Consider the following 22720-nt stretch of genomic DNA (forward strand, 5'->3'; position numbering starts at 1 on the left):
GAGCGGGTTCCAGCACCTCCCGTCACAGAAGGAGGCACCACCGCATGACTACCACCATCGAGACCTCGACCACCAGGGACGCTCGGTCGCTCCTGACCACAGCCGAGTTCGAGGGGGTCGTGGCCACCGTCTCCAGCAACAACCCGGACCTCAGTTCCTCGGACGCCATCCGGGTCACGCTGGAGGCCCTCAAGTTCGTGGCCGCCGCCGCCGAGTTCCCCGGCGGCATGCGGCCCTCCCGGACCGTGGATGAGGGCTGGCACTGCCTCATCCTTCACACCCTCGTGTATGCACGCCTGTGCCAGCAGATCGGTCGCTTCGTGCACCACGTCCCGGAGCTGCCCGACCCGAACCGCTACGCCCCGGGCGCCCTGGACCACACCGTTGCCCAGATCCGGGCCGCCGGGTTCGAGCCGGACATGGCCCTGTGGACCAGCCCCCTGGAGGGTCTTCCGGTAGCTGCGGAGTGCCAGCACGACAACCAGTGCGCGGACAGCAACTGTGAGTCGAACTGCCGACCGGACCACCCCAACTAGGCGACGCCGCTAAGCTGACTCGCTGTGACTGATGCGTGGCAAAACCGCGACTACGGCGACCTGATCAACCACCTCACGGCACTCCGCAGACGCGGGCGCTTCGACCCGGACCGGGCGGGCTCCAGGGGATGCGCAGCGTGCCGGGGAGTCCGGCGCGTGGTCCTCGTCGACGGCCAGCGGTGCGTCGTCTACAGCGAACCCTGCCTCGCCTGCCGCGGCGACGGCACCACCGAGAAGGCCTCTACCCGGGCCTGATCTCAGCCCCGGCCGGTCTCCTTCCGGCCGGGGCTACTCCTGACCCGATCGGCGAGCGGTACGCCGATGGCGTCGGCGACGAGGAGCAGGAGCAGGAGCAGGCTGTCAAGCCGGGCCGCTGCGTGGCCGCCCTCGATGCGGTTCTCCGGCATCCCGCCCAGGTCGTCGGCCGTCCAGACCCGGGCCAGTCGGGCTACGGGGCCTCGCGCGGAGCCCCGTACGCCGCCTCGTACGGCTCGTCGTAGAGCCCGTCGATCAGCTCGGCGTACTTCTCGCGGACCACCCGGCGGCGCAGTTTCAGGGAGGGGGTCAGCTCGCCGGACTCGGGGCCCCACTCCTCGGTGAGCAGTCGGTACCGCTTGATCCGCTCCGTACGGTTGAGGCGGGCGTTGGCGGCCTCGACGGCGCGGGCGACCTCCGCCACGACGGCCGGGTGGGCGGCCAGTTCGGCCGGGGTGGCCGCCTCGATGCCGTGGGCGGCGGCCCAGGCGGGAGCGAGTTCCGGGTCCAGGACCAGCAGGGCGACCAGGTAGGAATGGCCGTCGCCGTGCACCAGGGCCTGGCCGATGAGCGGGTGTTCCTTGACGGTGTTCTCCACCAGTGCGGGCGAGACGTTCTTGCCGTTCGAGGTGATGATGAGTTCCTTCTTGCGGTCGGTCAGCCAGAGGTACCCGTCCTCGTCGAGCCGCCCGATGTCCCCGGTCGCGAACCAGCCCTCGGCGTCGCTCGCGCTCTCCACCGTCCCGTCGGGCCGCAGGTAGCCGTCGAAGACGGTCGCGCCCCGGGTGAGGATCTCCCCGTCCTCGGCGAGCTTCAGCTCCAGCCCCTCGATGGGGCGGCCGACCGAGCCGAGCCGGAAGCCGTCCGCGCTGTTGACGGTGCACACCCCGGAGGTCTCGGTGAGCCCCCAGGCGTCCATGACGGTGATGCCCCAGCCCGCCCAGAACCGGACCACGTCCAGCGGCATCGGCGCGGTGGCGCTGGCCGTCCAGAGGAGCCGGTCGAGCCCGGCCAGCACCAGCAGCGGATCCAGTACCCGCTCCTTGGCCAGGGCGTACGCCTCTTCGACGGCGGCCGGGACCTCCTCACCCCGCTCGCGGTGCCCGGCCCGGGCGCGCGCGGTGCCGTTGGCCGCCTCGATGGCGGCGCGCTGCTCCTGCGGCAGCCGGGCGAGTACGGCCCGTACGGAGGCGGCGAGCTTCTCCCAGACCCGGGGTACGCCGAAGAACTGCACGGGGTGCAGTTCACGGACCGCGCCCGCGACGGCGGTGGGGTCGGCGCACAGCCGGACGTGGGCGGCGCGCAGCAGCGGCAGGTAGATCCCGAGGACCCGCTCGGCGATGTGCGCGAAGGGCAGGTAGCAGATGTGCTCGGCGTGCTCGGGGAGGTCCACGTGCCGGTCGAGGCGGACCGTCTGGAGCATGAGGTTGCGGTGGCTGAGCCGGACGCCCTTGGGGTCGCCGGTGGTGCCCGAGGTGTAGACGACGGTCAGCGGATCCTCGGGGCGGGCCTCGCGCCAGGCCTTCTCGAAGGAGTCGGCGCTGAAGGTCCGGGCGCCGCCGGCGCGCAGGGAGCCGTACGTGCGGTGCGGGCCCGCGTCGGCGGCCTCGGCGACGACCAGGCGTTCCAGGGGCACGCCGTCGTCCGCGAGGAGCGGCTCCCAGCGGGCGAGTTCACGGGCCCCCTCGATGACGGCGAGGCGGGCCCGGCTGTGCCGGGCGATGTGCGCTATCTGCTCGGGCGCGGCGGTTCCGTAGACGGTGACGGGGACTGCGCCGAGGTGGACCAGTGCCAGATCACTGATCCAGTGCTCGGGCCGGTTGCCCATCATGATCAGGACGTGGTCGCCGCGCTCGACGCCGAGTGACGCGTACCCGGCGGCCAGGACGCCCACCGTCCGGCGGACCTCGGACCAGCTCAGGGTGGTCCAGCCGGGGCCCTCGCGCCAGGAGAGGGCGGGGAGGTCTCCGTGGTCGGCGGCGTTACGGGCGAGCAGGGCGGGCAGGGTGATCTCGTCGGGACGTCCGGGCAGTCGCAGGTTCGTGGTCATGGGCAGCTCCTGGCCGTTTCACATCGTTGGTGCGACAGCAATACTGTTGAACACGAACTGTGTCGACGAAAAGCGTGCTGATCAGAGAGCGAGGCGGGGACCATGACCACCCAGGCACCGGAGCCGCCGCTCACCGTCGACGAGCTGGCGTCCCGGGCGGGCGTGACCGTCCGCACCGTACGGTTCTACAGCACGCGCGGGCTTTTGCCCCCTCCCGTGATCGGACCCCGCAGGGTCGGCCATTACGGGCCGGAACACCTCTCCCGGCTGGCCCTGATCGAGGAGTTGCAGCACCAGGGGATGACCCTGTCGGCGATCGAGCGCTACCTCGACGCGCTGCCCGACGACCTGAGCGCGCACGATCTGGCGATCCACCGGGCGCTGGTGGCGACCTGGGCCCCGGACGCGGCGGCGCAGACCTCGCGGGCCGAGCTGGAGAAGCGCGCGGGGCGGTCCCTGTCGGACACCGATGTGCTGCGGCTGACCGCGATGAACGTGGTCGGCCCGCAGGAGGACGGGTTCCGGGTGGACCTGGGGCTGCTGCGGCTGGGGGTCGCGCTGCTCGACGTACCGATCGCGCACGAGACGATCCTGGCGGCGCGCACCGTACTGCTGGAACACGCGCGGACGGCGGCACACGAGCTGACCGCGCTGTTCCGGGACGAGGTGTGGGGGCCGTTCACGGAGGGTGAGAGCGATCCGGAGCGGGTGGAGGCGATGAAGTCGCTGTCCGCGCACATGCAACCGATGGTGGTGCAGGCGCTGGTGACGGCGTTTCAGCGGTCACTGAAGGAGGAACTGCGGGCCGCGTTCGTCGCGGAGGAACCGCGGGAATAGGGGGCGGCGCGGCTCTCGGGGCGCGGACGCGGGGAGCGGACCGGGCGCGGTGCGGGGTAGGTTCGCGGCCATGGCGATCATTTACGACACCACGATGAACCCCGGGAAGCTGGAGCTTCTCGCCGAATGGCTGCCGCGGCGGCCCTGGTACGTCGCGACGGGGCAGGCCCCCGCGCCGGTCAAGGCGGGCGGCTTCCGGCTCGACGATCCGGAGGGCGAGGTGGGCATCGAGTTCATGGTGGTCACCGACACCTCGGGCGAGCGGCCGGTGGCCTACCACGTACCGGTCACCTATCGCGGGGCGCCGCTCGAAGGGGCCGGGGCGGGGCTGATCGGCACCTCGGAGCACGGGGTCCTCGGGCGCCGCTGGGTCTACGACGCCGCGCACGACCCGGTCTTCGTCGACCAGCTGCTCGCGCTGTTCCAGGGCGACGCGAAGCCGCAGCACCAGAGCGTGAGCAACACCCCCGAGCCCACCGTAGCCGTGCGGTACGCGGGCCCGCAGATCGCGGGGGTCCCGCTGTCCGAGCGGGTGGAGGTCACCGAGGACGCGCGGGGCACGCGGATCCCGCTGCCGGGCGGGGCCCGGCTCGGACTGGCGCGCGCGCTGGCCGCGGCCCCCGACGCCCCGTCGGGGCTGCTCGCCCAGTGGACCACCCCGGACGGCGCCGCGCACCGGGGCGTCTTCGCGACGCTGGACGTCCTGGGCTGAGACCGCCCGGGACCGGCTCCGGCCCGTGGTGTTCCGGGGCCTCGGCCGACGGCGTCCCGGGCCCGCACGCTCGCGGCGTCGAGCCGCGGCGCGTGGACCGTGACGCACGCGGCGCGCGGGAAGGCCGCCACGAAGGTGTTCTCATCGCCCGGGCGGCCTCGGCGCACCTGGTTCCGCCGTGCGGGCCGGGCGCCCTGAGGGGCCGTAGTGGTCCATCAGGGCGCCCCGGCACCGGGGTTGGGGCCGGTCAGTCGGTGAAGGTCTCCCCGCGCCCGGCCTTCTCCACGAGGAGGGCGGGCGGGGTGAACCGCTCGCCGTACGTGTCGGCCAGCTCGCGCGCGCGGGCCACGAAGCCGGGCAGGGCGCCCTCGTAGCCGTTGATGTACTGGATCACGCCGCCGGTCCAGGCGGGGAAGCCGATTCCCATGATGGAGCCGATGTTGGCGTCGGCCACTGAGGTCAGCACGCCCTCCTCGAAGAGGCGGACGGTGTCGATCGCCTCGGAGAAGAGCATCCGCTCCTTCATGTCCTCGAAGGGGATCTCGGTACCGGGCTTGGTGAAGTGCTCGCGCAGGCCCGGCCAGATCGCGGCCCGCTTGCCCGCCTCGTCGTAGTCGTAGAAGCCCGCGCCCCCGCTGCGGCCGGGGCGGCCGAACTCGTCCACCATCCGGTCGATGACCGCGTCGGCGGGGTGCTCGGGCCAGGCCCGGCCCTCGGCCTCGAAGGCCTTGCGGGTCTCGTTGCGGATCTTGCGGGGCAGGGTCAGGGTCAGCTCGTCCATCAGGGAGAGCACCTTCGCCGGGTAACCGGCCTGGGCGGCCGCCTGTTCGACGGAGGCGGGCTCGATGCCCTCGCCGACCATCGCGACGCCCTCGTTGATGAACTGGCCGATGACCCGCGAGGTGAAGAAGCCGCGCGAGTCGTTAACCACGATCGGGGTCTTGTTGATCTGGCGGACCAGGTCGAAGGCGCGGGCCAGGGCCTCGTCCCCGGTGCGCTCGCCCTTGATGATCTCGACCAGCGGCATCTTGTCGACGGGCGAGAAGAAGTGCAGCCCGATGAAGTCGACGGGCCGCGAAACCCCCTCGGCCAGACCGGTGATGGGCAGCGTCGAGGTGTTGGAGCAGAGCAGCGCGTCGGGCTCGATGACGTCCTGGATCTCCTGGAACACCTTGTGCTTGAGGGCGGTGTCCTCGAAGACGGCCTCGATGACGGCGTCGCAGCCCGCGAGGTCGGCGGCCAGCGCGGTGGGGGTGATCCGGGCGAGCAGCCCGGCCCGCTTGGCCTCGGTCGTGCGGCCCCGGGAGAGCGCCTTGTCGAGCAGCTTCTCGGCGTACTCCTTGCCCTTCGCGGCGGCCTCGGGGGTGACGTCCTTGAGGATCACCTCGATGCCCGCGCGGGCGCAGGAGTAGGCGATGCCCGCGCCCATCATGCCCGCGCCGAGGACGGCGACCTTGCGGACCGGGCGGGGCGCGATACCGCGGGGGCGGCTGGCGCCGGAGTTGACGGCCTGGAGGTCGAAGAAGAACGCCTGGATCATGTTCTTGGCGGTCTGCCCGGTGACCAGCTCGGTGAAGTAGCGCGCCTCGATGGTCAGCGCGGTCTCGAAGTCCACCTGGGAGCCCTCGACGGCGCAGGCCAGGATGTTGCGCGGGGCCGGGTACGGGGCCCCGTTCAGCTGCTTCTTCAAGTTGGCCGGGAACGCCGGGAGGTTGGCGGCGAACCGGGGGCTGGCGGGCGTACCGCCGGGGATCCGGTAGCCGGGGACGTCCCAGGGCTGCTGCGAGGCGGGGTTCGCGTCGATGAAGGCGCGGGCCTTGGCGAGCATCTCCTCGCGGGTGGCGGCCAGTTCGTGGACCAGGCCGTTGTCCAGGGCGCGCTGCGGGCTGTACTGGGTGCCCTGGAGCAGCACCTTGAGGAGGGCGTCGGCGATGCCCATCAGGCGGACGGTGCGGGTGACGCCGCCGCCGGCCGGGAGCAGGCCGAGGGTGACCTCGGGCAGGCCGATCTTGGAGCCGGGGGCGTCGAGGGCGACGCGGTGGTGGCAGGCGAGGGCGATCTCGTAACCGCCGCCCAGCGCGGCCCCGTTGATGGCGGCGACGACCGGCTTTCCGAGGGTTTCGATCCGGCGCAGCGAGCTCTTGATCGCGGTGCCGGTCTCGAAGGCGAGGCGGGCGTCCTCGGGGCGGAGCCGGATCATTTCCTTGAGGTCGCCGCCCGCGAAGAAGGTCTTCTTGGCGGAGGTGAAGACGATGCCCCGGATGGAGTCCTTCTCGGTCTCGGCGCGGTCGGCGATGGCCGCGATGGAGTCCTTGAAGGCCTGGTTCATCGTGTTGGCGGACTGGTTGGGGTCGTCGAGGATCAGGGTGACGACGCCGGTCTCGTCCTGTTCCCAGCGGATCGTGGTGGACTCGCTCATTATCGCTACTTCCGTGTGAGAAAGGGTTTCCGGGGACAGGGACGGTCAGAGGCGCTCGACGATGGTGGCGACGCCCATGCCGCCGCCGACGCAGAGGGTGACGAGGCCGTAGCGCTTGTCCTGGCGCTCCAGTTCGTCGATGACGGTGCCGAGGATCATCGCGCCGGTGGCGCCGAGGGGGTGGCCGAGCGCGATCGCGCCGCCGTTGACGTTGACCTTGTCGAGGGAGACGCCCATGTCCTTGACGAAGCGCAGCACGACGCCCGCGAAGGCCTCGTTGATCTCGATGAGGTCGATGTCGTCGATGGTCAGCCCGGCCTTGGCGAGGGCCTTGCGGGTGGCCGGGGCGGGGCCGGTGAGCATGATGGTGGGCTCGGAGCCGGAGACGGCGGCCGAGACGATCCGGGCGCGGGGCGCCAGGCCGTTGCGCTCCCCCGCCTCACGGGAGCCGATCGCGACGAGCGAGGCGCCGTCGACGATGCCGGAGGAGTTGCCCGCGTGGTGGACGTGGTCGATCTTCTCGACCCAGTGGTACTTCTGGAGGGCGACCGCGTCGAAGCCGCCGAGGTCGCCGATGTCCGCGAAGGACGGCTTCAGCCGGGCCAGGGTGTCGGCGGTGGTCCCGGGGCGGACGAACTCGTCGTGGTCCAGGACGACCAGGCCGTTGCGGTCGGTGACGGGGACCACGGACGTGGCGAAGCGGCCGTCCTTGATGGCCGCGGCGGCGCGCTCCTGGGACAGGGCCGCGTACTCGTCCACGTCGCGCCGGGAGAATCCCTCGATGGTGGCGATCAGGTCGGCGCCGATGCCCTGCGGGACGAAGCCGGTGTCCCAGTTGGTCATCGGGTCGGCGAACCAGGCGCCGCCGTCGGAGGCCATCGGGACGCGGGACATGGACTCGACGCCGCCCGCGAGGACCAGGTCCTCCCAGCCGGAACGGACCTTGGCCGCCGCCATGTTGACGGCTTCCAGGCCGGAGGCACAGAAGCGGTTCTCCTGTACGCCCGCCACGGTGTCCGGCAGTCCGGCGGCGATCGCCGCGATCCGGGCGATGTCCGACCCCTGGTCGCCGACGGGGCCGACGACGCCGAGCACGATGTCGTCGATGGTCGCCGGGTCCAGGCCGGGGTTGCGCTCGCGCAGGGCGTGGATGAGGCCGACGACGAGGTCGATCGGCTTGGTGCCGTGCAGGGCTCCGTTGGCCTTGCCGCGGCCGCGCGGGGTGCGGATCGCGTCGTACACGTACGCTTCGGTGCTCACTGGTCAAGCCTTTCGAGGAGAATCCGAGGGGAAGGGCCGCAGGGGCGCGGGGGTGGCCGGGGGGCGGGGGGTGGCCGGGGGCTAGCCGAGCAGGGAACGGCCGATGATCTCCTTCATGATCTCGGTCGTACCGCCGTAGATGGTCTGGATACGGCCGTCGACGAACGCCCGCGCGACCCGGTATTCGCTCATGTAGCCGTATCCGCCGTGCAGTTGCAGGCAGCGGTCGGCGACCCGCTTCTGCAGTTCGGTCGCCCACCACTTGGCCATCGAGGCGTGGACGGCGTCCAGCTCCCCGTTCGCGTGGTCCACGATGCACCGGTCGAGGAAGGTACGGGTGACGGCGCACTCGGTGGCCATCTCCGCGATCTCGAAGCGGATGTGCTGGAGCTTGGCGAGCGGGCGCCCGAAGGCCTCGCGCTCCTTGACGTAGCCGGTGGTGATCTCCAGCAGGTGTTCGGCGGCGGCGATGCCCGCCATCGCGATGCCCATCCGCTCCTGGGCGAGGTTGGTCATCAAGTGGACGAAGGCGCCGTTCAGCTCGCCGAGCAGGTTCTCCTTGGGGACGCGTACGTCGTGGAAGAACAGCTCGGCGGTGTCCTGGGCCTTCTGCCCGATCTTGTCGAGGTTGCGGCCGCGCTCGAAGCCCTCCGCGCCGCGCTCCACCACGAACAGGGACAGGCCGTGCGCCCCGCCCTCGGGGGTGGTCTTGGCGACGACGACGACCAGGTCGGCCAGGATCCCGTTGGAGATGAAGGTCTTGGAGCCGTTCAGCAGCCAGTGGTCGCCGCGGTCCTCGGCGCTGGTCCGGATGCCCTGGAGGTCGGAGCCCGCGCCCGGTTCGGTCATCGCGATGGCCGTGATGGTCTCGCCCGAGCAGAACCCGGGCAGCCAGCGCCGCTTCTGCTCACCGGTGGCCAGCGAGGTCAGGTACGGCCCGATGATGTCGTTGTGCAGGCCGATGGCCAGCCCGGCGGCGCCCGCCCGGGTGAACTCCTCGGCGATGACCGCGGCGTAGCGGAAGTCGGGGTTACCGCCGCCGCCGTACTCCTCCGGTACGGCGAGGCCCAGCAGCCCCTGGCGCCCGGCGGCCCGCCACGCCTCGCGGCTGACGATGCCGTCCTTCTCCCACTGTTCGTAGTGCGGCAGCACTTCCTTGGCCAGGAAGGTGCGCACGCTCTCGCGGAAGGTGTCGTGCTCGGGTTCGAAGATCCGGCGCTTCACGGGGGGTCAGTCCTCCAGCTCGTACAGGGCCGGGACGTCCCAGTCGCGGGCCACGGATGCGGTGTGCGCGCCCGGCAGGGCGGGGCCGCCCGGCACGGCGGCCGGGGTGGCGGAGAACCGGGGCGCGGGGGCGGGCTGGACGATCCCGCCGATGTCGGTGAAGGTGCCGCGGGCGGCGAGGTGCGGGTGCGCCGGGGCTTCGCGCAGCGACAGCACGGGGGCCACGCAGGCGTCCGTACCCTCGAAGACCTCCGTCCACTGTGTGCGCGTACGGGTTCTGAAACGGGCGGCGACGGCCTCGCGCAGCTCGCCCCAGCGGGCCAGGTCCTTGCGGGCGGGGGCCTGGTCCTTGATGCCGAGCAGCTCGGTGAAGGTGTCGTAGAACTGCTGCTCCAGCGCGCCGACCACCATGTACCCGCCGTCGGAGGTCTCGTAGGTGCCGTAGAACGGGCAGCCGCCGTCGAGGAGGTTGGCCCCGCGCCGGTCCTGCCAGCCGCCGGCCGCCATCATCCCGTGGATCATCGAGGTGAGGTGCGCGGTCCCGTCGACGATCGCGGCGTCGACGACCTGGCCGACGCCGCTCGTGCGGGCGTGCTGGAGGGCGGCGAGGACTCCGATGACGAGGTACAGCGAGCCGCCCGCGTAGTCGCCGACGAGGTTGGCGGGGACGGCGGGCGGCTGGTCCGGGGCTCCGATCATGCCGAGGGCACCCGTCACCGCGATGTAGGCGATGTCGTGTCCGGCGCTGTGCGCCAGCGGGCCCTCCTGGCCCCAGCCGGTCATCCGGCCGTACACGAGCCGCGGGTTGCGGGCGTGGCACTCGGCGGGGCCGACCCCGAGCCGCTCGGCGACCCCGGGCCGGAAGCCCTCGACGAGCACGTCGGCCCGCTCGACCAGGTCCAGGACCCGGGCGGGCCCTTCGGCGGACTTGAGGTCCAGCAGGACGGAGCGCTTGCCGCGGTTGGTGATGTCGTAGGCGGGGTCGACGGCCAGGCCGCCCCCGCCGGGCCGGTCCACCCGTACGACGTCCGCGCCGAGGTCGGCGAGGAGCATGGCGGCGAACGGCCCCGGGCCGATGCCCGCCAGTTCGACGACGCGCACTCCGGCCAGCGGGCCGTTCCCTGTCACTGCCATCGAGCCCCCAGCATCCGTGGTACCCCTGTGTGACACAACTGATGTAACACCTGTGATGCTAGGAACGGGCACGGCTCAGCACAACCCCTTGGGGCGGTCGACCGAGCAAGCGCTTAGTGAGTTTCCGGACGTTTCCGTTCCTCCGCTTCCTACCCGTGCGCGCCGGAGCGTTCGTCGAGCGTCTTCACGTGCCGCCTGAGGGCCACCGTCCGGTAGCTCTCCTCCACCCATTCGCACACCACCTCGGCGCTCGGCGAGCCCTTCTCCCCCAGCGGTACGGTGACCCAGCCCGAGCGGCCCAGTCCGTATCCGGTGGGCGCCGCGCCCGGAGCGGTCATCGCGTGGCCGTGCAGGGCCTCGTCCTTGAGCTTGACCGAAAGGCCGGGCGGCTCGGGGCCGTCGGCATTGCCCAGGAACACGAAGATCTTCTTGTTGATCTTCACCACGGAGTCCGTCGGACCCCACGGTTGCTCCTCGACCGCCTCGGGCAGGCCGAGGGCGAACTCCCGCACCGCCTCCCACGTGCGCACCGCAGCCTTCATCGACGCCTCCACTTACCGCAGGTCACACCTGCTCGCACGGACAGTCGATCCTCACGCTAGCCTCAGCGACCGACAGCAGTCGGGAGGAGCACAGATGAACAGCCCGCACACCAGCCAGAACCTGCCAGAGCCCGGACCCGTGCCCGGCCCCGTGCCCGGACCGGCACCCGGGTCCGCACCCCGGTCCGCGCCGGAACGCGCCTACGACCTGGTGCTCTTCGGGGCGACCGGGTTCGTCGGCGCCCTCACCGCCGAGTACCTCGCCGCGCACGCGCCCGCCGGATGCCGGTGGGCCCTCGCGGGCCGCGACCGGGCCAAACTCGAACGTCTGCGGGAGCGCCTCGCCGCCATCGACCCCCGGTGCGCGGAACTGCCGCTGCTGCGCGCGGACGCCACCGATCCGCGCGAGGTGCGCGAACTGGCCGCCTCCACCCGCGTGCTGGCCACCACCGTGGGTCCGTACATCTGGTACGGCGCGCAGCTGGTCGCCGCCTGCGCCGAGAACGGCACCGACTACCTGGACCTCACCGGGGAACCGGAGTTCGTGGACCGGATGTACGTCGCCCACGACGCCCGGGCCCGGGAGAGCGGCGCGCGCATCGTGCACGCCTGCGGCTTCGACTCGATCCCGGCCGACCTCGGCGCGTACTTCACCGTCCGGCGGCTGCCCGAGGGGGTCCCACTGACCGTGGACGGGTTCCTGCGCACCAACGCCACCTTCTCGGGCGGCACCCTGGCCTCGGCGCTCGCCGCCGCCGGTCGCGGAGCGCAGACCCTGGCCGCCGCACGGGAGCGCCGGCTGCACGAGCCCCGGCTGCTGGGGCGCCGGGCCAGGGGACCCGCCGCCGCGCCCCGCTACAGCCGGGAGACCGGGAGCTGGGCGCTGCCGCTGCCCACGCTGGACCCCCGGGTGGTGGCCCGGTCGGCGGCCGCGCTGGAACGGTACGGTCCGGACTTCCGCTACCGGCACTACGCCTCCGTGCGCCGCCTGCCGGTCGCGGTGGGCGCGGCGGGAGCGGTCGGCGCGACGGTCGCCCTGGCCCAGATCCCGGCCGTGCGGAGCTGGCTCGGCAGCCGGTGGGAGCCGGGGCGGGGGCCGGACGCGCAGCGCAGGGCGCGCAGCTGGTTCACGGTCCGCTTCGTGGGCGAGGGCGGCGGCCGCCGGGTGCTGACGGAGGTCTCGGGCGGCGATCCCGGGTACGGCGAGACGGCGAAGATGCTGGCGGAGTCGGCGCTGTGCCTGGCGTACGACCGGCTCCCGGCGGCTTCGGGGCAGCTGACCACGGCCGTGGCGATGGGCGACGCGCTGCTGGAGCGGCTCCAGGGGGCGGGGATCCGCTTCCGGGTCGTGGACGAACGGGCGGTGTGAGGCGGGGGCGGCTCGGCGGGAGGTGAGCGCGGGGCCCGGGGGCCGGGGGGCCGGGGCCCGGGGGGCTCAGCCCGCCTCGCGCAGCGCCCGGCGGCAGAGGGAGTCCGCGTGCCGGGTGCTCTCGGGGATCCGGAAGCGCGGGCTCAGGGCCAGGGTGTGCGCGGTCGCGTTGTCCAGCGAGACGCGGTGCCCGACGGAGACGTACACCGGCTTGATCCCGTCCTGGGTGCGCAGCGCCCGGCCGACCTCGGCGCCGTCAGAGGCGAGGAGGGGGGAGGCGTCCCCGCGCCGCGCACCCGGTTCGGCGTACGTGAAGGTGAACGGGTTCTTCGCGACCCCGATGGTCGCCAGGCCGGTGACCACGCCGAGGTGGCAGGCGAGCCCGAAGCCGCGCGGGTGCGCGAGCCCGTACCCGTCGCAGACGACCAGCCCGGGGGCGCGGGTCAGCGCGTCCAGGGCGGCCAGCACGGTGGGCAGTTCGCGGAAGGCGAGCAGCCCCGGAACGTACGGGAAGCTGACGCGCCCCACCGCGGTCGCCTCCTCGACGACCTCCAGGGTGCCCGCGTCGAGCACCACGGCCGCGGCGGCGACGAGGTCGCGCTCGTCGTCGTACGCGACGTCCACTCCGGTCACCAGGCCCTGCCCGACCGGCGGGCCGGTCTCGGTGAGCACGACCTGGTGCCGCAGTTCGTCCTGTATCGCCCGGGCCTCGGCCTCATCGGCGGGGGTCTTCGCACTCGTCATGATGGTGCGAGAGTAGCCTGGAGATCATGTTCGTAATGGAGTTGACCTACACCGCGCCCCTCGAAGCCGTCGAGGAACAGATGGACGCCCACATCACCTGGCTGGACGGCTACTACGCCTCCGGCGTCTTCCTCGCCTCGGGCCGCAAGGTGCCGCGCGAGGGCGGCGTGATCCTCGCGGGCGGGGTCTCCCGCGCCGAGATCGAGAAGATCGCCGACGAGGACCCCTTCACGGTGGCGGGCGTCTGCGCCTACCGCATCACGGAGTTCATCGCGACGAAGACCTCGACGGACCTGGCCGCGGTCCGCGAGACCCCGCTCGTCTGAGCCTTCCCCGTACCGGCTCCCCCGGTGGCGGACCGCCACCGGGGAGGCGGGCCCGCGCTACTCTCCCCGGCCCGGCTCCAGCCGCGCCACCCGGCCCTTCTCGCCCGCCGCCCAGCAGGCCAGGTCGGCGGTGCAGGCGACGGTGTCGAAGGACCCCGTGGCCAGCGGCCGCCAGCTGCGGCCCGCGTCGAGCGTGAGGTCACTGCCGGTCGGGCCGACCGCGAGGGCCACCGTCGAGGTGTACGGAACCCAGGCGACCCCCGACCGGTAGGCGGGCGGCGGCGCGGTGGCCGCGCGCCAGCTGCGGCCCGCGTCGGCGGAGACCGCGCCCGCCTTCGGGGACGCCTCGCCGGTCCGGTAGTCGCCGCCCACCGCCAGGCCGTGGGCGCGGTCGCGGAAGGCGATCCCGAAGACCCCCTTCGCGGGATCGCCCGCGGGCAGGGTGGAATCGGCCGCGCTCCAGGTCAGACCCCGGTCCGCCGAGTGCAGCACGCGCCCGCTCGCGCCCCCGCCCGTGGCCAGCCAGACGTCCCGCGCCCCCGCGCTGACCAGGCACTGCCCGCTCGCGGCGAAGCCCGCCTCACCGGGCAGCGCGTCCGGCATCCCGGCGTTCGGCAGCACCCGCCAGCTGCGCCCGCCGTCCGCGGTGGACAGGATCCGGAACTTCCCGTCGACCGGGTCGCTCACGGCCAGCCCGTGCGCGGGGTCGGAGAAGGTCAGGCAGTCGTAGAAGGCCCGGGGATCGGGGTTGCGGAAGCTCTCGCTCCAGGTGGCCCCGCCGTCCTCGGTCCGCCAGATCCGGGAGTCCTCGCCCTCGCCGATGGACAGGGCCACCGCGCGCCGCACGTCGAAGGCCTCGATGTCGCGCAGCTCCAGTCCGGCGGCTCCGGGCGGGGACACGTCGCCCCAGCTCCGGCCGCCGTCCACGGTGCGCAGGACCGTCCCCTTCGAGCCGGACACCCAGGCGGTGGAGCGGCTCACGGCCGCCAGGCCCCGGAAGCGGGCGTCCGTACCGGTGCCCTTGAGGGCCCAGCCGAGGCCGGGGCTCCAGCCCGGCGCCGCGGCGGTGTCCGCCCCGGCGGAAGCGGCGGTGTCCGTCCCACCGGAAGCGGCCGTGTCCCGGGCGGGAGCGGCGGTGTCCGCCCGGGCGGGCGCGGCGGGAACCCCGGCCAGCACCCCCGTCAGAGCTGCCGCGCACATGCCAACTGCCAGAAGTCTCATGGCGCCGGAAGCTAACGCACCCTTGATCGGCCGTCCAGGGTGCCTCGCCGCGCCCGCCGGGGCGCGGACGGGCGGCCGGACGGGGCCCGAGTGATGCCTCACGCCCGTGGAGGGAGCGGAAACCAGCCTTACTGCGACCACTCCGGAGCCCCCGGCTCCGCACGAGACTCCTTGCGCCCCAACCGTCCCGGGCCGCCCTTGGGCGATCACACGGATCTGTTCCAGCCGTTCGGTGACACAGCTCACGCACTCTCCCCATGCACGGATTCGCGATTTCCCGCGTCTATCCGGTTGCCGGGCCCCAGCCACCGCCCGGCAACCGACCCGCCGCAAGGGAGCGAGCCTTGATCACCACCATCGAGCAGGCCGTACAGGCCCGTCTGGTCGCCTCGGCGCCCAAGGTCGAGACCGTCCCCGTCACCCTCCATTACGACCGCTCGGACCCCTTCGCCGTCCGCATGGCCTTCCCGGCCCCCGCGACGCTGGAGGGCGTGGAGGTGTCGTGGACCTTCGCGCGCGAGCTTCTGGCCGCGGGGCTGGACCGGCCCTGCGGCAGCGGCGACGTACGGGTGCGGCCGTACGGATCGGGCCGGACCGTCGTGGAGTTCCACGCTCCGGAGGGCGTGGCGATCGTCCTGATGGCCACACCGGAGCTGCGCGGGTTCCTGGAGCGGTCCGCCGCCGTGGCGCCGCCGGGGCTGGAGCACCTGTACCTGGACATGGACCACAGCCTGGCCGAGCTGATGCGCGACTCCTGTTGACCGACCGCCCGGATGGACGCCGTACTCACTGACGGACGGCCGCACTAAATCGTTTGCGGGCGGCCGGCCGCCGCCCGTAGCTTCGCAGACGCCCCATCGCCGTCGAAACGGAGCAGGACATTGCTCGTCTGAGGTCCGAGACACCGACCGCCCCAGCCCTTCGTCAGGAGCGCTCCCCGTCGGCTGTCTCCCCGCGTTGCATCGCACCACTCACGCAACCTGGAGGCCTCCATGAGCCATGCCCCTACGTACGTCACCTGCTCCACCCTGGTCTTCGACTGGCCCGACGGAACCCCCGTCTTCGACGGCCTCCAGCTCGCCGTCGGCCCCGGCCGCACCGGCCTGATCGGGCTCAACGGCTCGGGCAAGTCCACCCTGTTGAAACTCATCGCGGGTGAACTGGCCCCCACCGACGGCCGGATCTCCGTGGCCGGCACGGTCGGCCACCTCCCCCAGGGCATCACCCTCGACACCTCGCTCCGCGTGGACGAGGCCCTCGGGACCACCGCCACCCGCGCCGCCCTGCACGCCATCGAGGCGGGCGACGCGAGCGAGGCCAACTTCACGGCGGTCGGCGACGACTGGGACGTGGAGGAACGCTCCCTCGCCACCCTCGACCAGCTCGGGCTGGGCCGGATCGGCCTCGACCGCACGGTCGGTGAACTGTCCGGCGGGGAGAGCGTGTTGCTGCGCCTGGCCGCGCTGCTGATCGCCCGGCCCGACGTACTGCTCCTCGACGAGCCCACCAACAACCTCGACCTCCCGGCCCGGCAGCGGCTGTACGCCGCGGTCGAAGCCTGGACCGGGGTACTGGTCCTGGTCAGCCACGACCGGGACCTGCTGGACCGGGTGGACCAGATCGCCGAGCTGCGCGAGGGTGAAGTCCGCTGGTACGGCGGGAACTTCAGCGCGTACGAGGAGGTCCTGGCCGCCGAGCAGGAGACGGCCGAGCGGCTGGTCCGGGTCGCGGAGGCCGACGTACAGCGCCAGAAGCGTGAACTGTCCGACGCCCACGTCAAGTTGGCTCGCCGCAAGCGGTACGGACAGAAGATGAACGACACCAAGCGCGAGCCCAAGATCGTGATGGGTGAACGCAAACGGCAGGCCCAGGTCTCGGCGGGCAAGCACCGCATCATGCACACCGAGAAGCTGGCGCAGGCGCGGGAGCGGCTCGACCAGGCGGTGGACGCGGTGCGCGACGACGACGAGATCCGGATCGAGCTGCCCGCCACCCTGGTGCCGCCGGGGCGGCGGGTGCTGACCCTGAGCGGGCTGCGCCTCGCGCACGCGCGGACGGCGGTGGTGCGGGGCGAGTGGGAACTGCGCGGGCCGGAACGGATCGCCCTGGTCGGGCGCAACGGTTCGGGCAAGACCACCCTGCTGCGCACGGTGGCCGGGCTGCTGCCTCCGGTGTCCGGCGAGGCGGTGACGCACGTACCGGCGCGGTACCTGCCGCAGCGGCTCGACGTGCTCGACGACGGCCGTTCGGTGGTGGAGAACGTGGCGCGGTTCGCCCCTCGGGCCACGAACAACCGGATCCGGGCCCGCCTCGCGCACTTCCTCTTCCGGGGCGACCGGGCGGACCAGCCCGCGGGCACCCTGTCGGGCGGCGAGCGCTTCCGGGCGGCACTGGCGGCGCTGCTGCTGGCGGACCCGGCTCCGCAGCTGCTGATGCTGGACGAGCCGACGAACAACCTGGACCTGGCGAGCGTACGACAGCTGACGGACGCGCTGGACTCCTACGAGGGCGCCCTGATCGTGGCCGGGCACGACGTGCCGTTCCTGGAGTCGATCGGCATCACCCGCTGGCTGCTGATCCAGGACGGCGAGCTGCGGCCGACCACGGCGGAGGGGGTGCGGGCATCCATGTGGCAGGACTGACGGGGGCCGGCGAGGGCCCGGGGCGCTTCCGCTTCGGTCCGGACGCCGACATCGGGCCTCCCTCGGCGCGACAGGGTCCGTGGCGTACGTCACGGACCCGGCCGTAGCCCTCCACGCATGGGTTCAGACGGTCAATCCGGGTGCCGCGGGTCACCTTCTGGTGTGAGTTTGGACCTCCTGGCGCCTCTTTCAACTGCATACATAACGGGACGTAACCAGGCACCCCCAGGGGTGGGGCTTGGTTCCTCTTCACGCCGCGCTTAACCTACGGGTTCGTAGGCTACGGAACCGTAGGTATTCGCTTTGTCCCCAGGAGCACCCGTGACGATCACCTCTCCCCACCTCGGCAGCTCGGAGGCGTGGACCGACGCCAAGCTGCTGTTCGCGCTGGAAGAGGTGGTGGAAAAAGAACTCAACCGTCACCTCCAGGTGACGAAGGACTGGATGCCCCACGAGTACGTTCCGTGGAGCGACGCGCGCAACTTCCCCGGGTTCTTCGAGGACGGCGAGGCCTGGGAGGTCGGCCAGTCCAAGGTCACCGACATCGGCCGCATCGCCCTGGTGGTCAACCTCCTCACCGAGGACAACCTCCCCAGCTACCACCACGAGATCGCGTCCCTCTTCGGCCGCGAAGGCGCCTGGGGCACGTGGGTGCACCGCTGGACCGCGGAGGAGGGGCGCCACGGCATCGTGATGCGCGACTACCTCCTCGCGTCGCGCGCCGTGGACCCGGACCAGCTCGAGAAGTTCCGGATGATGCACATGGCGGAGGGCTTCGAGTCCGACAACCGGCACTCGATGCTGCACTCGGTGGCGTACGTCGCCTTCCAGGAGCTGGCCACCCGGATCTCGCACCGCAACACCGGCCACCAGTCCGGTGACCCGGTCTGCGACCGGATGCTGGCCCGTATCGCGGCCGACGAGAACTTGCACATGATCTTCTACCGCAACCTGCTCGGCTCCGCCTTCGAGCTGGCCCCGGACCTGACGATGCAGGCCGTGCGCGACGTCGTCGTCAACTTCCGGATGCCCGGTCACGGCATGCCCGGCTTCGAGCGGGCCGCCGCGCAGATGGCGATCGGCGGGATCTACAACATGCGGATCCACCACGACGACGTGCTGAGCCCGGTGCTCCGCTTCCTCAAGGTGATGGAGATCGACGGCCTCGGCCCCGAGGGCCAGCAGGCGCAGGACGAGCTCGGCATGTACATGGGCGGCCTGGACTCCGAGGCGCGCAAGTTCGACGAGCGCCTCGCCGCCCGCGCGGCCCGCATCGCGGCCCGCAAGGCCTGATCCTTCCTGGCCGGATATCCATCCCTCCCAGGGGTGACGACGATTGCCCTGGCGGAGCCCCGCTCTGCCAGGCTCTCGGCCCATGACCTCGCTTCGGGTGGACATCGACCAGCTGAGCCGCCTGGCCCAGTCATTGGACGCCTCCTTGGTCTCCCTCCGGGAGGCCCGGGAGGCGCTGGACCACGTACGGTCCGACCAACTGGGCACGACCGACCTCGACACCGCCTGCGACGACTTCCGGACGAGATGGGCCTACGGGGCCGCTGAACTGGCGAAGCAGGTCAAGACGGTCCACGAGGGGGTCGGCCGCGGCGCCGCCGACTACGCGGAGCTGGAAGCGGCCGTCCGAGACGCCTTCCGCGCGGCGGGCACCCGTGACTGACCCCGCGCCGACGCAGGCCCCGGGGGCGGGCCTCGGTTTCAACCCCGCCCCGGGTTCCCCCGCCGCCGTCCGCGCCCTGACGGCGAAGCTCCGCTCCTCGGCCGGCGCCCTGGGCGAGGCCTCCTCGGTGATCGACGCCCTCGTCTCGCGCAGCACCTCCTGGCACGGCGAGGCCGCCACCGCCTTCCGGGACTCGCTCTCGGACGACCTCCCCCGCTACCTCCGCTCGGCCCACACCTCCCTGGAGGAGGCCGCCCGGCGGCTGACGTCCTGGCACGACACCCTGGTCGCCCACCAGGCCCTGGCCGCCCGTTACGCGTCCCGGGCCGCCGCCGCGACCACCCCGGAAGCCCTGTCCGACGCCCGCCGCCTGGCCCACGAACTCGCCGCGGAACACACCGCCGCGGCCCGCCGCATCGCCCGCACCCTGGACGCGGCCTCGGACCGCCTGGCCCCGAAGGAACCGGGCTTCCTGGAGTCGGTCTGGCAGAAAATGACCGACGACCCGGCCGACGCGCTCTCGAACATGTCAGCAGTCCTCGGTCTGGCCAGTCTCTGCGTGGCCGCATTCTGCCCACCCGTCGGCGTCGCTCTCGCATTGGTGGCCGGTGGTCTGAGCCTCGCGGCACTTACCATGCATGCCTCGGATCCCAAGTTCCGGAAATCCCTTTCGGACGGTTTCACCAAGGGTGATCTGGACGCCGACTTCTGGAAGAGCGGCGTGACGCTACTTGGAGATGCCCTCGGGGCCGTTCCCGGAGTCGCGGCAGTCGCGTCCGGGGCGAAAGCAGGGGTCAGCGCGGCCCGGGTGGCAGCCGCCGTACCTGAAGCCACAGCACTGTCCGGTCTCAGCGCCGGGGCAAGCACGCTGTCACGCACCGCATGGCGAACGGCGGGCACACTGCAGGACATCGACAACCCGATCACCAGTTGGGCTTTGCGCTCGACCAGCCCTGCAGTCCAGAGATCGGTGAGCGCCGCCTTCCCCGTTACCGGGGCCGCGACGGCGGTATTGGACTATGTGCCCGGCACGTCGGACACGACACAACACACGGCAACGGCCGTCGATGGGGTACGTGGCGTGGTCGACGACGCCCCAAGCGCCGCAGCAAAGACGGCGCATGTCCTCTCGGCGGTGAATCCATGACGGGTACCGAACCACCACCCGTCTGGTTCCGCTTGCCGCCGGGATACCACGACTTTTCGTCGCAGAGCATTGAAGCGCTGCGAGAGGCGTTGCCGCTTTTCACGGACGACGCAACGAGTGAGCGGGCGGAGCGCCAGACGGGAGAATTCATCGATCACCTGGAACAACTCCCGGCACATCATGTACTTCACACCTCTCTGGGTTTGCACCCCGATGGAGAGGCCGGCTTCGTCACGTCTCTGTTCTCACTCAGCGTTCGCCCCTGCGGTCAGAACAATCCACGCTTGGCGGTGGCCCGCGCTTCCCTGGGAATCGCCCGAGCTCCGTCCTGGCTCACGGTTGACTGCCGGTTCCTTGAACTTCCGTCAGCACTGCCGTGCAGCCTGGTCACCGGTACCCAGTCGGTTCCTGGCAGGGACTCCCCGGTGTCGCAGGCACGGCTCGTCCTCGCCCACACCGCGGGATCGCACGTAGTCATCGCTGACTTGACCAGCGCGGCAACCCAGCACGCCGACGCTTACGCCGACATCCTTGAGGGCATCGCGCACACGATCGCGTTCACCGATCCCGCATCTGTCCCGCAGGCGAAGAACAGTTCGCCCACCTCACGCATCCTGGACGTGCTCTCGTGACACTCCCGCACACCAAAATGGCTTGGGATCACCCCCCGACCGAAGGCGGGTACGCAAGGCTGGTAGCACGACGCTCGACGACTTTAGTCGCCGTGCTCGTCATGACCGCCGCCTCCCCAGGGTTCTTCTATGCCAGTCCCCTCCCCGACGGAGCTTTCGGGTTCCTCCTCATCTGCATGGTGACCGTCCCCCTGCTCTCCATCGTTTTCCTTGCCTACCTGCGTCGCCTCAGGGTCGCGATCGTTCTGCGCTCCTATCCCTGGCAGGAGTACACCTGCTCTTACCCACCTCGACCTGCCACCAGCCCGACAATCGTGTCCATTCCCTTCTCCGCATCTTTCGAGCCCTCGTACCGCGTCACACCGTTCCCCGTCGACCTGGCCAGAAAGCAGAACGCCCACCCCGACCGGATCTGGTTCGCCGGGGATCCGCGGTTCGGGGGGGTCGTGTCGCCAGTGGGGGGGCACTATCCCGTGCGTGTCGTGCCCGCGCGGGTGCCGGCCGGGGGGTGGGGCGGTGGGGATGACGCGCTCGCCCGGCGGGTCGGGCTGATGCGGCGCGGCGGGAAGGGGACGCAGACCTGAGGCGGCGGGTTCAGCCGCGCGGGCGCAGCGCGTGGCGTTCGCCCTCGGACAGGCCGCCCCACACTCCGAAGCGCTCGTCATTGGCCAGGGCGTACTCCAGGCACGCGACCCGCCCCTCGCAGGCGCCGCACAGCCGCTTCGCGTCCCGCAGGGACGCCCCGGGCTCCGGGAAGAAGAAGCCGGGGCCCGTCTGCGCGCAGAGGGCGAGTTCGTACCAGGCGGGGGCCGCCGTCGTCGTCACCGTGCGCTCGCTCGTGTTCATCGACATGGGCAGATACTCACCGCGCCCGATGTACGTCCGATCAACGACCGATCAACAGCCTCCCGGCGCGGCCGACGCCGGGGCCGTCAGTCCTCGTGTTTCGCGCGGCTCGGCTGGACCCGCTTCGGCTCGCCCGGCATCTTCGGATAGTCCGGGGGGTACGGCATGTCGCTCATGCCGCGCTCGCGTTCGTCGCGCTCCGCCAGTTCCAGGACCGGCTCCAGGCTGAAGGCGTGCTCGTCCATGTCCGCGTGTACGTCGCCCAGTTCGGCGAAGCGCCCCGGCATCGTCACGATGTCGAAGTCCCGTGGCTCCGCCGCGTCCACCTCGTCCCAGTGGAGCGGCGCGGAGACCGGGGCGTGGGGGTGGGGGCGGACGGAGTAGGCCGAGGCGATCGTGCGGTCGCGCGCGGTCTGGTTGTAGTCGACGAAGATCCGCTCGCCCCGCTCCTCCTTCCACCAGGCCGTGGTGACCTTGCCCGGCATCCTGCGCTCCAGCTCCCGGCCCAGCGCGATCGCGCACCGCCGCACCTCGGTGAACGTCCAGCGCGGCTCGATCGGGACGAAGACGTGCAGGCCGCGGCCGCCCGAGGTCTTGGGCCAGCCGCGCAGCCCCAACTCATCCAGCAGCGCGCGCAGTTCCTGGGCCGCCGCCACCGCGTGGTGGTAGTCGGTCCCCGGCTGCGGGTCGAGGTCGATGCGCAGTTCGTCGGGCCGGTCGGTGTCCGTACGGCGCACCGGCCAGGGGTGGAAGGTCAGGCAGCCGAGGTTCGCGGCCCACAGCACGGCGGCGGGCTCGGTCGGGCAGATCTCGTCGGCGGTGCGCCCACTGGGGAAGGCGATGTGGGCCGTCGGGATCCAGTCGGGCAGGTTCTTGGGGGCGCGCTTCTGGAAGAAGGACTCGCCCTCCACCCCGTCCGGGAAACGCTCCAGGGTCGTCGGGCGGTCGCGCAGGGCGCGCGTGATTCCGTCCGCCACGGCCAGGTAGTACCGCGCCACGTCCAGCTTGGTCAGACCGCGCTCCGGAAAGTAGACCTTGTCCGGGCTCGACAGCCGTACCGTCCGTCCGCCCGCGTCCAGCTCGATCGCATTGCCCGCAGCACCCATGTGCGCCACGGTAGGCGGGCTCGGCCCACCTCGCATACCGGGC

24 protein-coding genes are annotated in these 22720 nt (G+C 71.9%); 13 read left to right on the forward strand and 11 right to left on the reverse strand.

The window, feature by feature from the left end:
- Positions 1 to 44 precede the first annotated feature (44 nt).
- Together QMF80_RS17800 and QMF80_RS17805 are read left to right on the forward strand one after the other, a co-directional pair.
- Positions 45 to 536, forward strand: a complete 492-nt coding sequence (locus QMF80_RS17800) for a UCP032817 domain-containing protein (RefSeq protein WP_283454375.1) — start codon at positions 45 to 47, stop codon at positions 534 to 536.
- A 24-nt stretch (positions 537 to 560) separates the two neighbouring features.
- Complete coding sequence (locus tag QMF80_RS17805; RefSeq protein ID WP_283454377.1) at positions 561 to 791, forward strand: hypothetical protein; 231 nt, start codon at positions 561 to 563, stop codon at positions 789 to 791.
- A gap of 2 nt (positions 792 to 793) precedes the next feature.
- Here the strand turns inward: QMF80_RS17805 and QMF80_RS17810 are convergent, their stop codons facing one another.
- Positions 794 to 943: a hypothetical protein gene (locus tag QMF80_RS17810; protein ID WP_283454379.1), complete on the reverse strand. Its 150-nt coding sequence runs from the start codon at positions 941 to 943 to the stop codon at positions 794 to 796.
- A 41-nt stretch (positions 944 to 984) separates the two neighbouring features.
- Entirely contained in the window at positions 985 to 2841 is a 1857-nt protein-coding gene (locus QMF80_RS17815; protein WP_283454381.1) for an AMP-dependent synthetase/ligase, read from the reverse strand.
- Positions 2842 to 2943: 102 nt separating this feature from the next.
- Here QMF80_RS17815 and QMF80_RS17820 point away from each other — a divergent pair, with 102 nt between their 5' ends.
- On the forward strand, positions 2944 to 3678 hold the full coding sequence (locus tag QMF80_RS17820) for a MerR family transcriptional regulator (RefSeq protein WP_283454383.1): 735 nt from the start codon (positions 2944 to 2946) through the stop codon (positions 3676 to 3678).
- 70 nt (positions 3679 to 3748) lie between these two features.
- A complete protein-coding gene (locus tag QMF80_RS17825) occupies positions 3749 to 4390 on the forward strand; it encodes a maltokinase N-terminal cap-like domain-containing protein (protein ID WP_283454385.1) in 642 nt (213 codons plus the stop codon).
- Positions 4391 to 4637: 247 nt separating this feature from the next.
- Here QMF80_RS17825 and QMF80_RS17830 read toward each other — a convergent pair whose 3' ends face one another.
- From QMF80_RS17830 to QMF80_RS17850, 5 genes are all read right to left on the reverse strand, one after another.
- Positions 4638 to 6809 (reverse strand): 3-hydroxyacyl-CoA dehydrogenase NAD-binding domain-containing protein, encoded by a 2172-nt coding sequence (locus tag QMF80_RS17830; RefSeq protein WP_283454386.1) that lies wholly within the window; start codon positions 6807 to 6809, stop codon positions 4638 to 4640.
- A 45-nt stretch (positions 6810 to 6854) separates the two neighbouring features.
- The gene (locus QMF80_RS17835; RefSeq protein WP_283454388.1) at positions 6855 to 8069 is read right to left on the reverse strand and encodes an acetyl-CoA C-acetyltransferase; all 1215 of its coding nucleotides are present in this window, start codon (positions 8067 to 8069) and stop codon (positions 6855 to 6857) included.
- A gap of 81 nt (positions 8070 to 8150) precedes the next feature.
- Positions 8151 to 9293, reverse strand: coding sequence for an acyl-CoA dehydrogenase family protein (locus QMF80_RS17840; protein WP_283454391.1), 1143 nt, complete (start codon positions 9291 to 9293; stop codon positions 8151 to 8153).
- Positions 9294 to 9299: 6 nt separating this feature from the next.
- Positions 9300 to 10427: a CaiB/BaiF CoA transferase family protein gene (locus QMF80_RS17845; protein ID WP_283454393.1), complete on the reverse strand. Its 1128-nt coding sequence runs from the start codon at positions 10425 to 10427 to the stop codon at positions 9300 to 9302.
- Between the two features lie 149 nt (positions 10428 to 10576).
- Entirely contained in the window at positions 10577 to 10969 is a 393-nt protein-coding gene (locus QMF80_RS17850; protein ID WP_283454395.1) for an MmcQ/YjbR family DNA-binding protein, read from the reverse strand.
- Between the two features lie 94 nt (positions 10970 to 11063).
- On the opposite strand from QMF80_RS17850, the gene QMF80_RS17855 reads away from it, so the two are divergent.
- Positions 11064 to 12338 (forward strand): saccharopine dehydrogenase family protein, encoded by a 1275-nt coding sequence (locus QMF80_RS17855; RefSeq protein ID WP_283454397.1) that lies wholly within the window; start codon positions 11064 to 11066, stop codon positions 12336 to 12338.
- A 66-nt stretch (positions 12339 to 12404) separates the two neighbouring features.
- On the opposite strand, the gene QMF80_RS17860 is transcribed toward QMF80_RS17855, so the two are convergent.
- On the reverse strand, positions 12405 to 13082 hold the full coding sequence (locus QMF80_RS17860; RefSeq protein WP_283454400.1) for an endonuclease V: 678 nt from the start codon (positions 13080 to 13082) through the stop codon (positions 12405 to 12407).
- A gap of 26 nt (positions 13083 to 13108) precedes the next feature.
- On the opposite strand from QMF80_RS17860, the gene QMF80_RS17865 reads away from it, so the two are divergent.
- A complete protein-coding gene (locus tag QMF80_RS17865; RefSeq protein WP_283454402.1) occupies positions 13109 to 13408 on the forward strand; it encodes a YciI family protein in 300 nt (99 codons plus the stop codon).
- 57 nt (positions 13409 to 13465) lie between these two features.
- On the opposite strand, the gene QMF80_RS17870 is transcribed toward QMF80_RS17865, so the two are convergent.
- The gene (locus tag QMF80_RS17870; protein ID WP_283454404.1) at positions 13466 to 14629 is read right to left on the reverse strand and encodes a WD40/YVTN/BNR-like repeat-containing protein; all 1164 of its coding nucleotides are present in this window, start codon (positions 14627 to 14629) and stop codon (positions 13466 to 13468) included.
- 344 nt (positions 14630 to 14973) lie between these two features.
- Between QMF80_RS17870 and ssgD the strand changes: the two genes are divergently transcribed.
- The 7 genes from ssgD to QMF80_RS17905 all read left to right on the forward strand — a co-directional run bounded on the left by ssgD (position 14974) and on the right by QMF80_RS17905 (position 21309).
- Positions 14974 to 15390, forward strand: a complete 417-nt coding sequence (ssgD, locus tag QMF80_RS17875) for a spore wall synthesis regulator SsgD (RefSeq protein ID WP_283454406.1) — start codon at positions 14974 to 14976, stop codon at positions 15388 to 15390.
- 231 nt (positions 15391 to 15621) lie between these two features.
- Positions 15622 to 17271 carry an ABC-F family ATP-binding cassette domain-containing protein gene (locus QMF80_RS17880; RefSeq protein WP_283454408.1) on the forward strand — a complete coding sequence of 550 codons (1650 nt, stop codon included), beginning with the start codon at positions 15622 to 15624 and terminating at the stop codon, positions 17269 to 17271.
- 321 nt (positions 17272 to 17592) lie between these two features.
- Complete coding sequence (locus QMF80_RS17885) at positions 17593 to 18564, forward strand: acyl-ACP desaturase (protein WP_283454410.1); 972 nt, start codon at positions 17593 to 17595, stop codon at positions 18562 to 18564.
- A gap of 82 nt (positions 18565 to 18646) precedes the next feature.
- Positions 18647 to 18946, forward strand: coding sequence for a DUF6317 family protein (locus QMF80_RS17890; protein WP_283454412.1), 300 nt, complete (start codon positions 18647 to 18649; stop codon positions 18944 to 18946).
- The gene (locus QMF80_RS17895) at positions 18939 to 20093 is read left to right on the forward strand and encodes a hypothetical protein (protein ID WP_283454415.1); all 1155 of its coding nucleotides are present in this window, start codon (positions 18939 to 18941) and stop codon (positions 20091 to 20093) included. Before QMF80_RS17890 ends, QMF80_RS17895 begins: the two co-directional genes overlap by 8 nt.
- Entirely contained in the window at positions 20090 to 20725 is a 636-nt protein-coding gene (locus QMF80_RS17900; RefSeq protein ID WP_283454417.1) for a hypothetical protein, read from the forward strand. The genes QMF80_RS17895 and QMF80_RS17900 overlap by 4 nt, the downstream gene beginning before the upstream one ends.
- Before the next feature lie 92 nt (positions 20726 to 20817).
- A complete protein-coding gene (locus tag QMF80_RS17905) occupies positions 20818 to 21309 on the forward strand; it encodes a hypothetical protein (RefSeq protein ID WP_283454419.1) in 492 nt (163 codons plus the stop codon).
- Between the two features lie 10 nt (positions 21310 to 21319).
- On the opposite strand, the gene QMF80_RS17910 is transcribed toward QMF80_RS17905, so the two are convergent.
- Both QMF80_RS17910 and ligD read right to left on the reverse strand, forming a co-directional pair.
- On the reverse strand, positions 21320 to 21571 hold the full coding sequence (locus tag QMF80_RS17910; RefSeq protein WP_283454476.1) for a WhiB family transcriptional regulator: 252 nt from the start codon (positions 21569 to 21571) through the stop codon (positions 21320 to 21322).
- An 86-nt stretch (positions 21572 to 21657) separates the two neighbouring features.
- Positions 21658 to 22677, reverse strand: a complete 1020-nt coding sequence (gene ligD / locus QMF80_RS17915) for a non-homologous end-joining DNA ligase (RefSeq protein ID WP_283454421.1) — start codon at positions 22675 to 22677, stop codon at positions 21658 to 21660.
- Positions 22678 to 22720 lie beyond the last annotated feature (43 nt).

This window comes from Streptomyces sp. G-G2 (assembly GCF_030063135.1).
Lineage (GTDB): Bacteria > Actinomycetota > Actinomycetes > Streptomycetales > Streptomycetaceae > Streptomyces.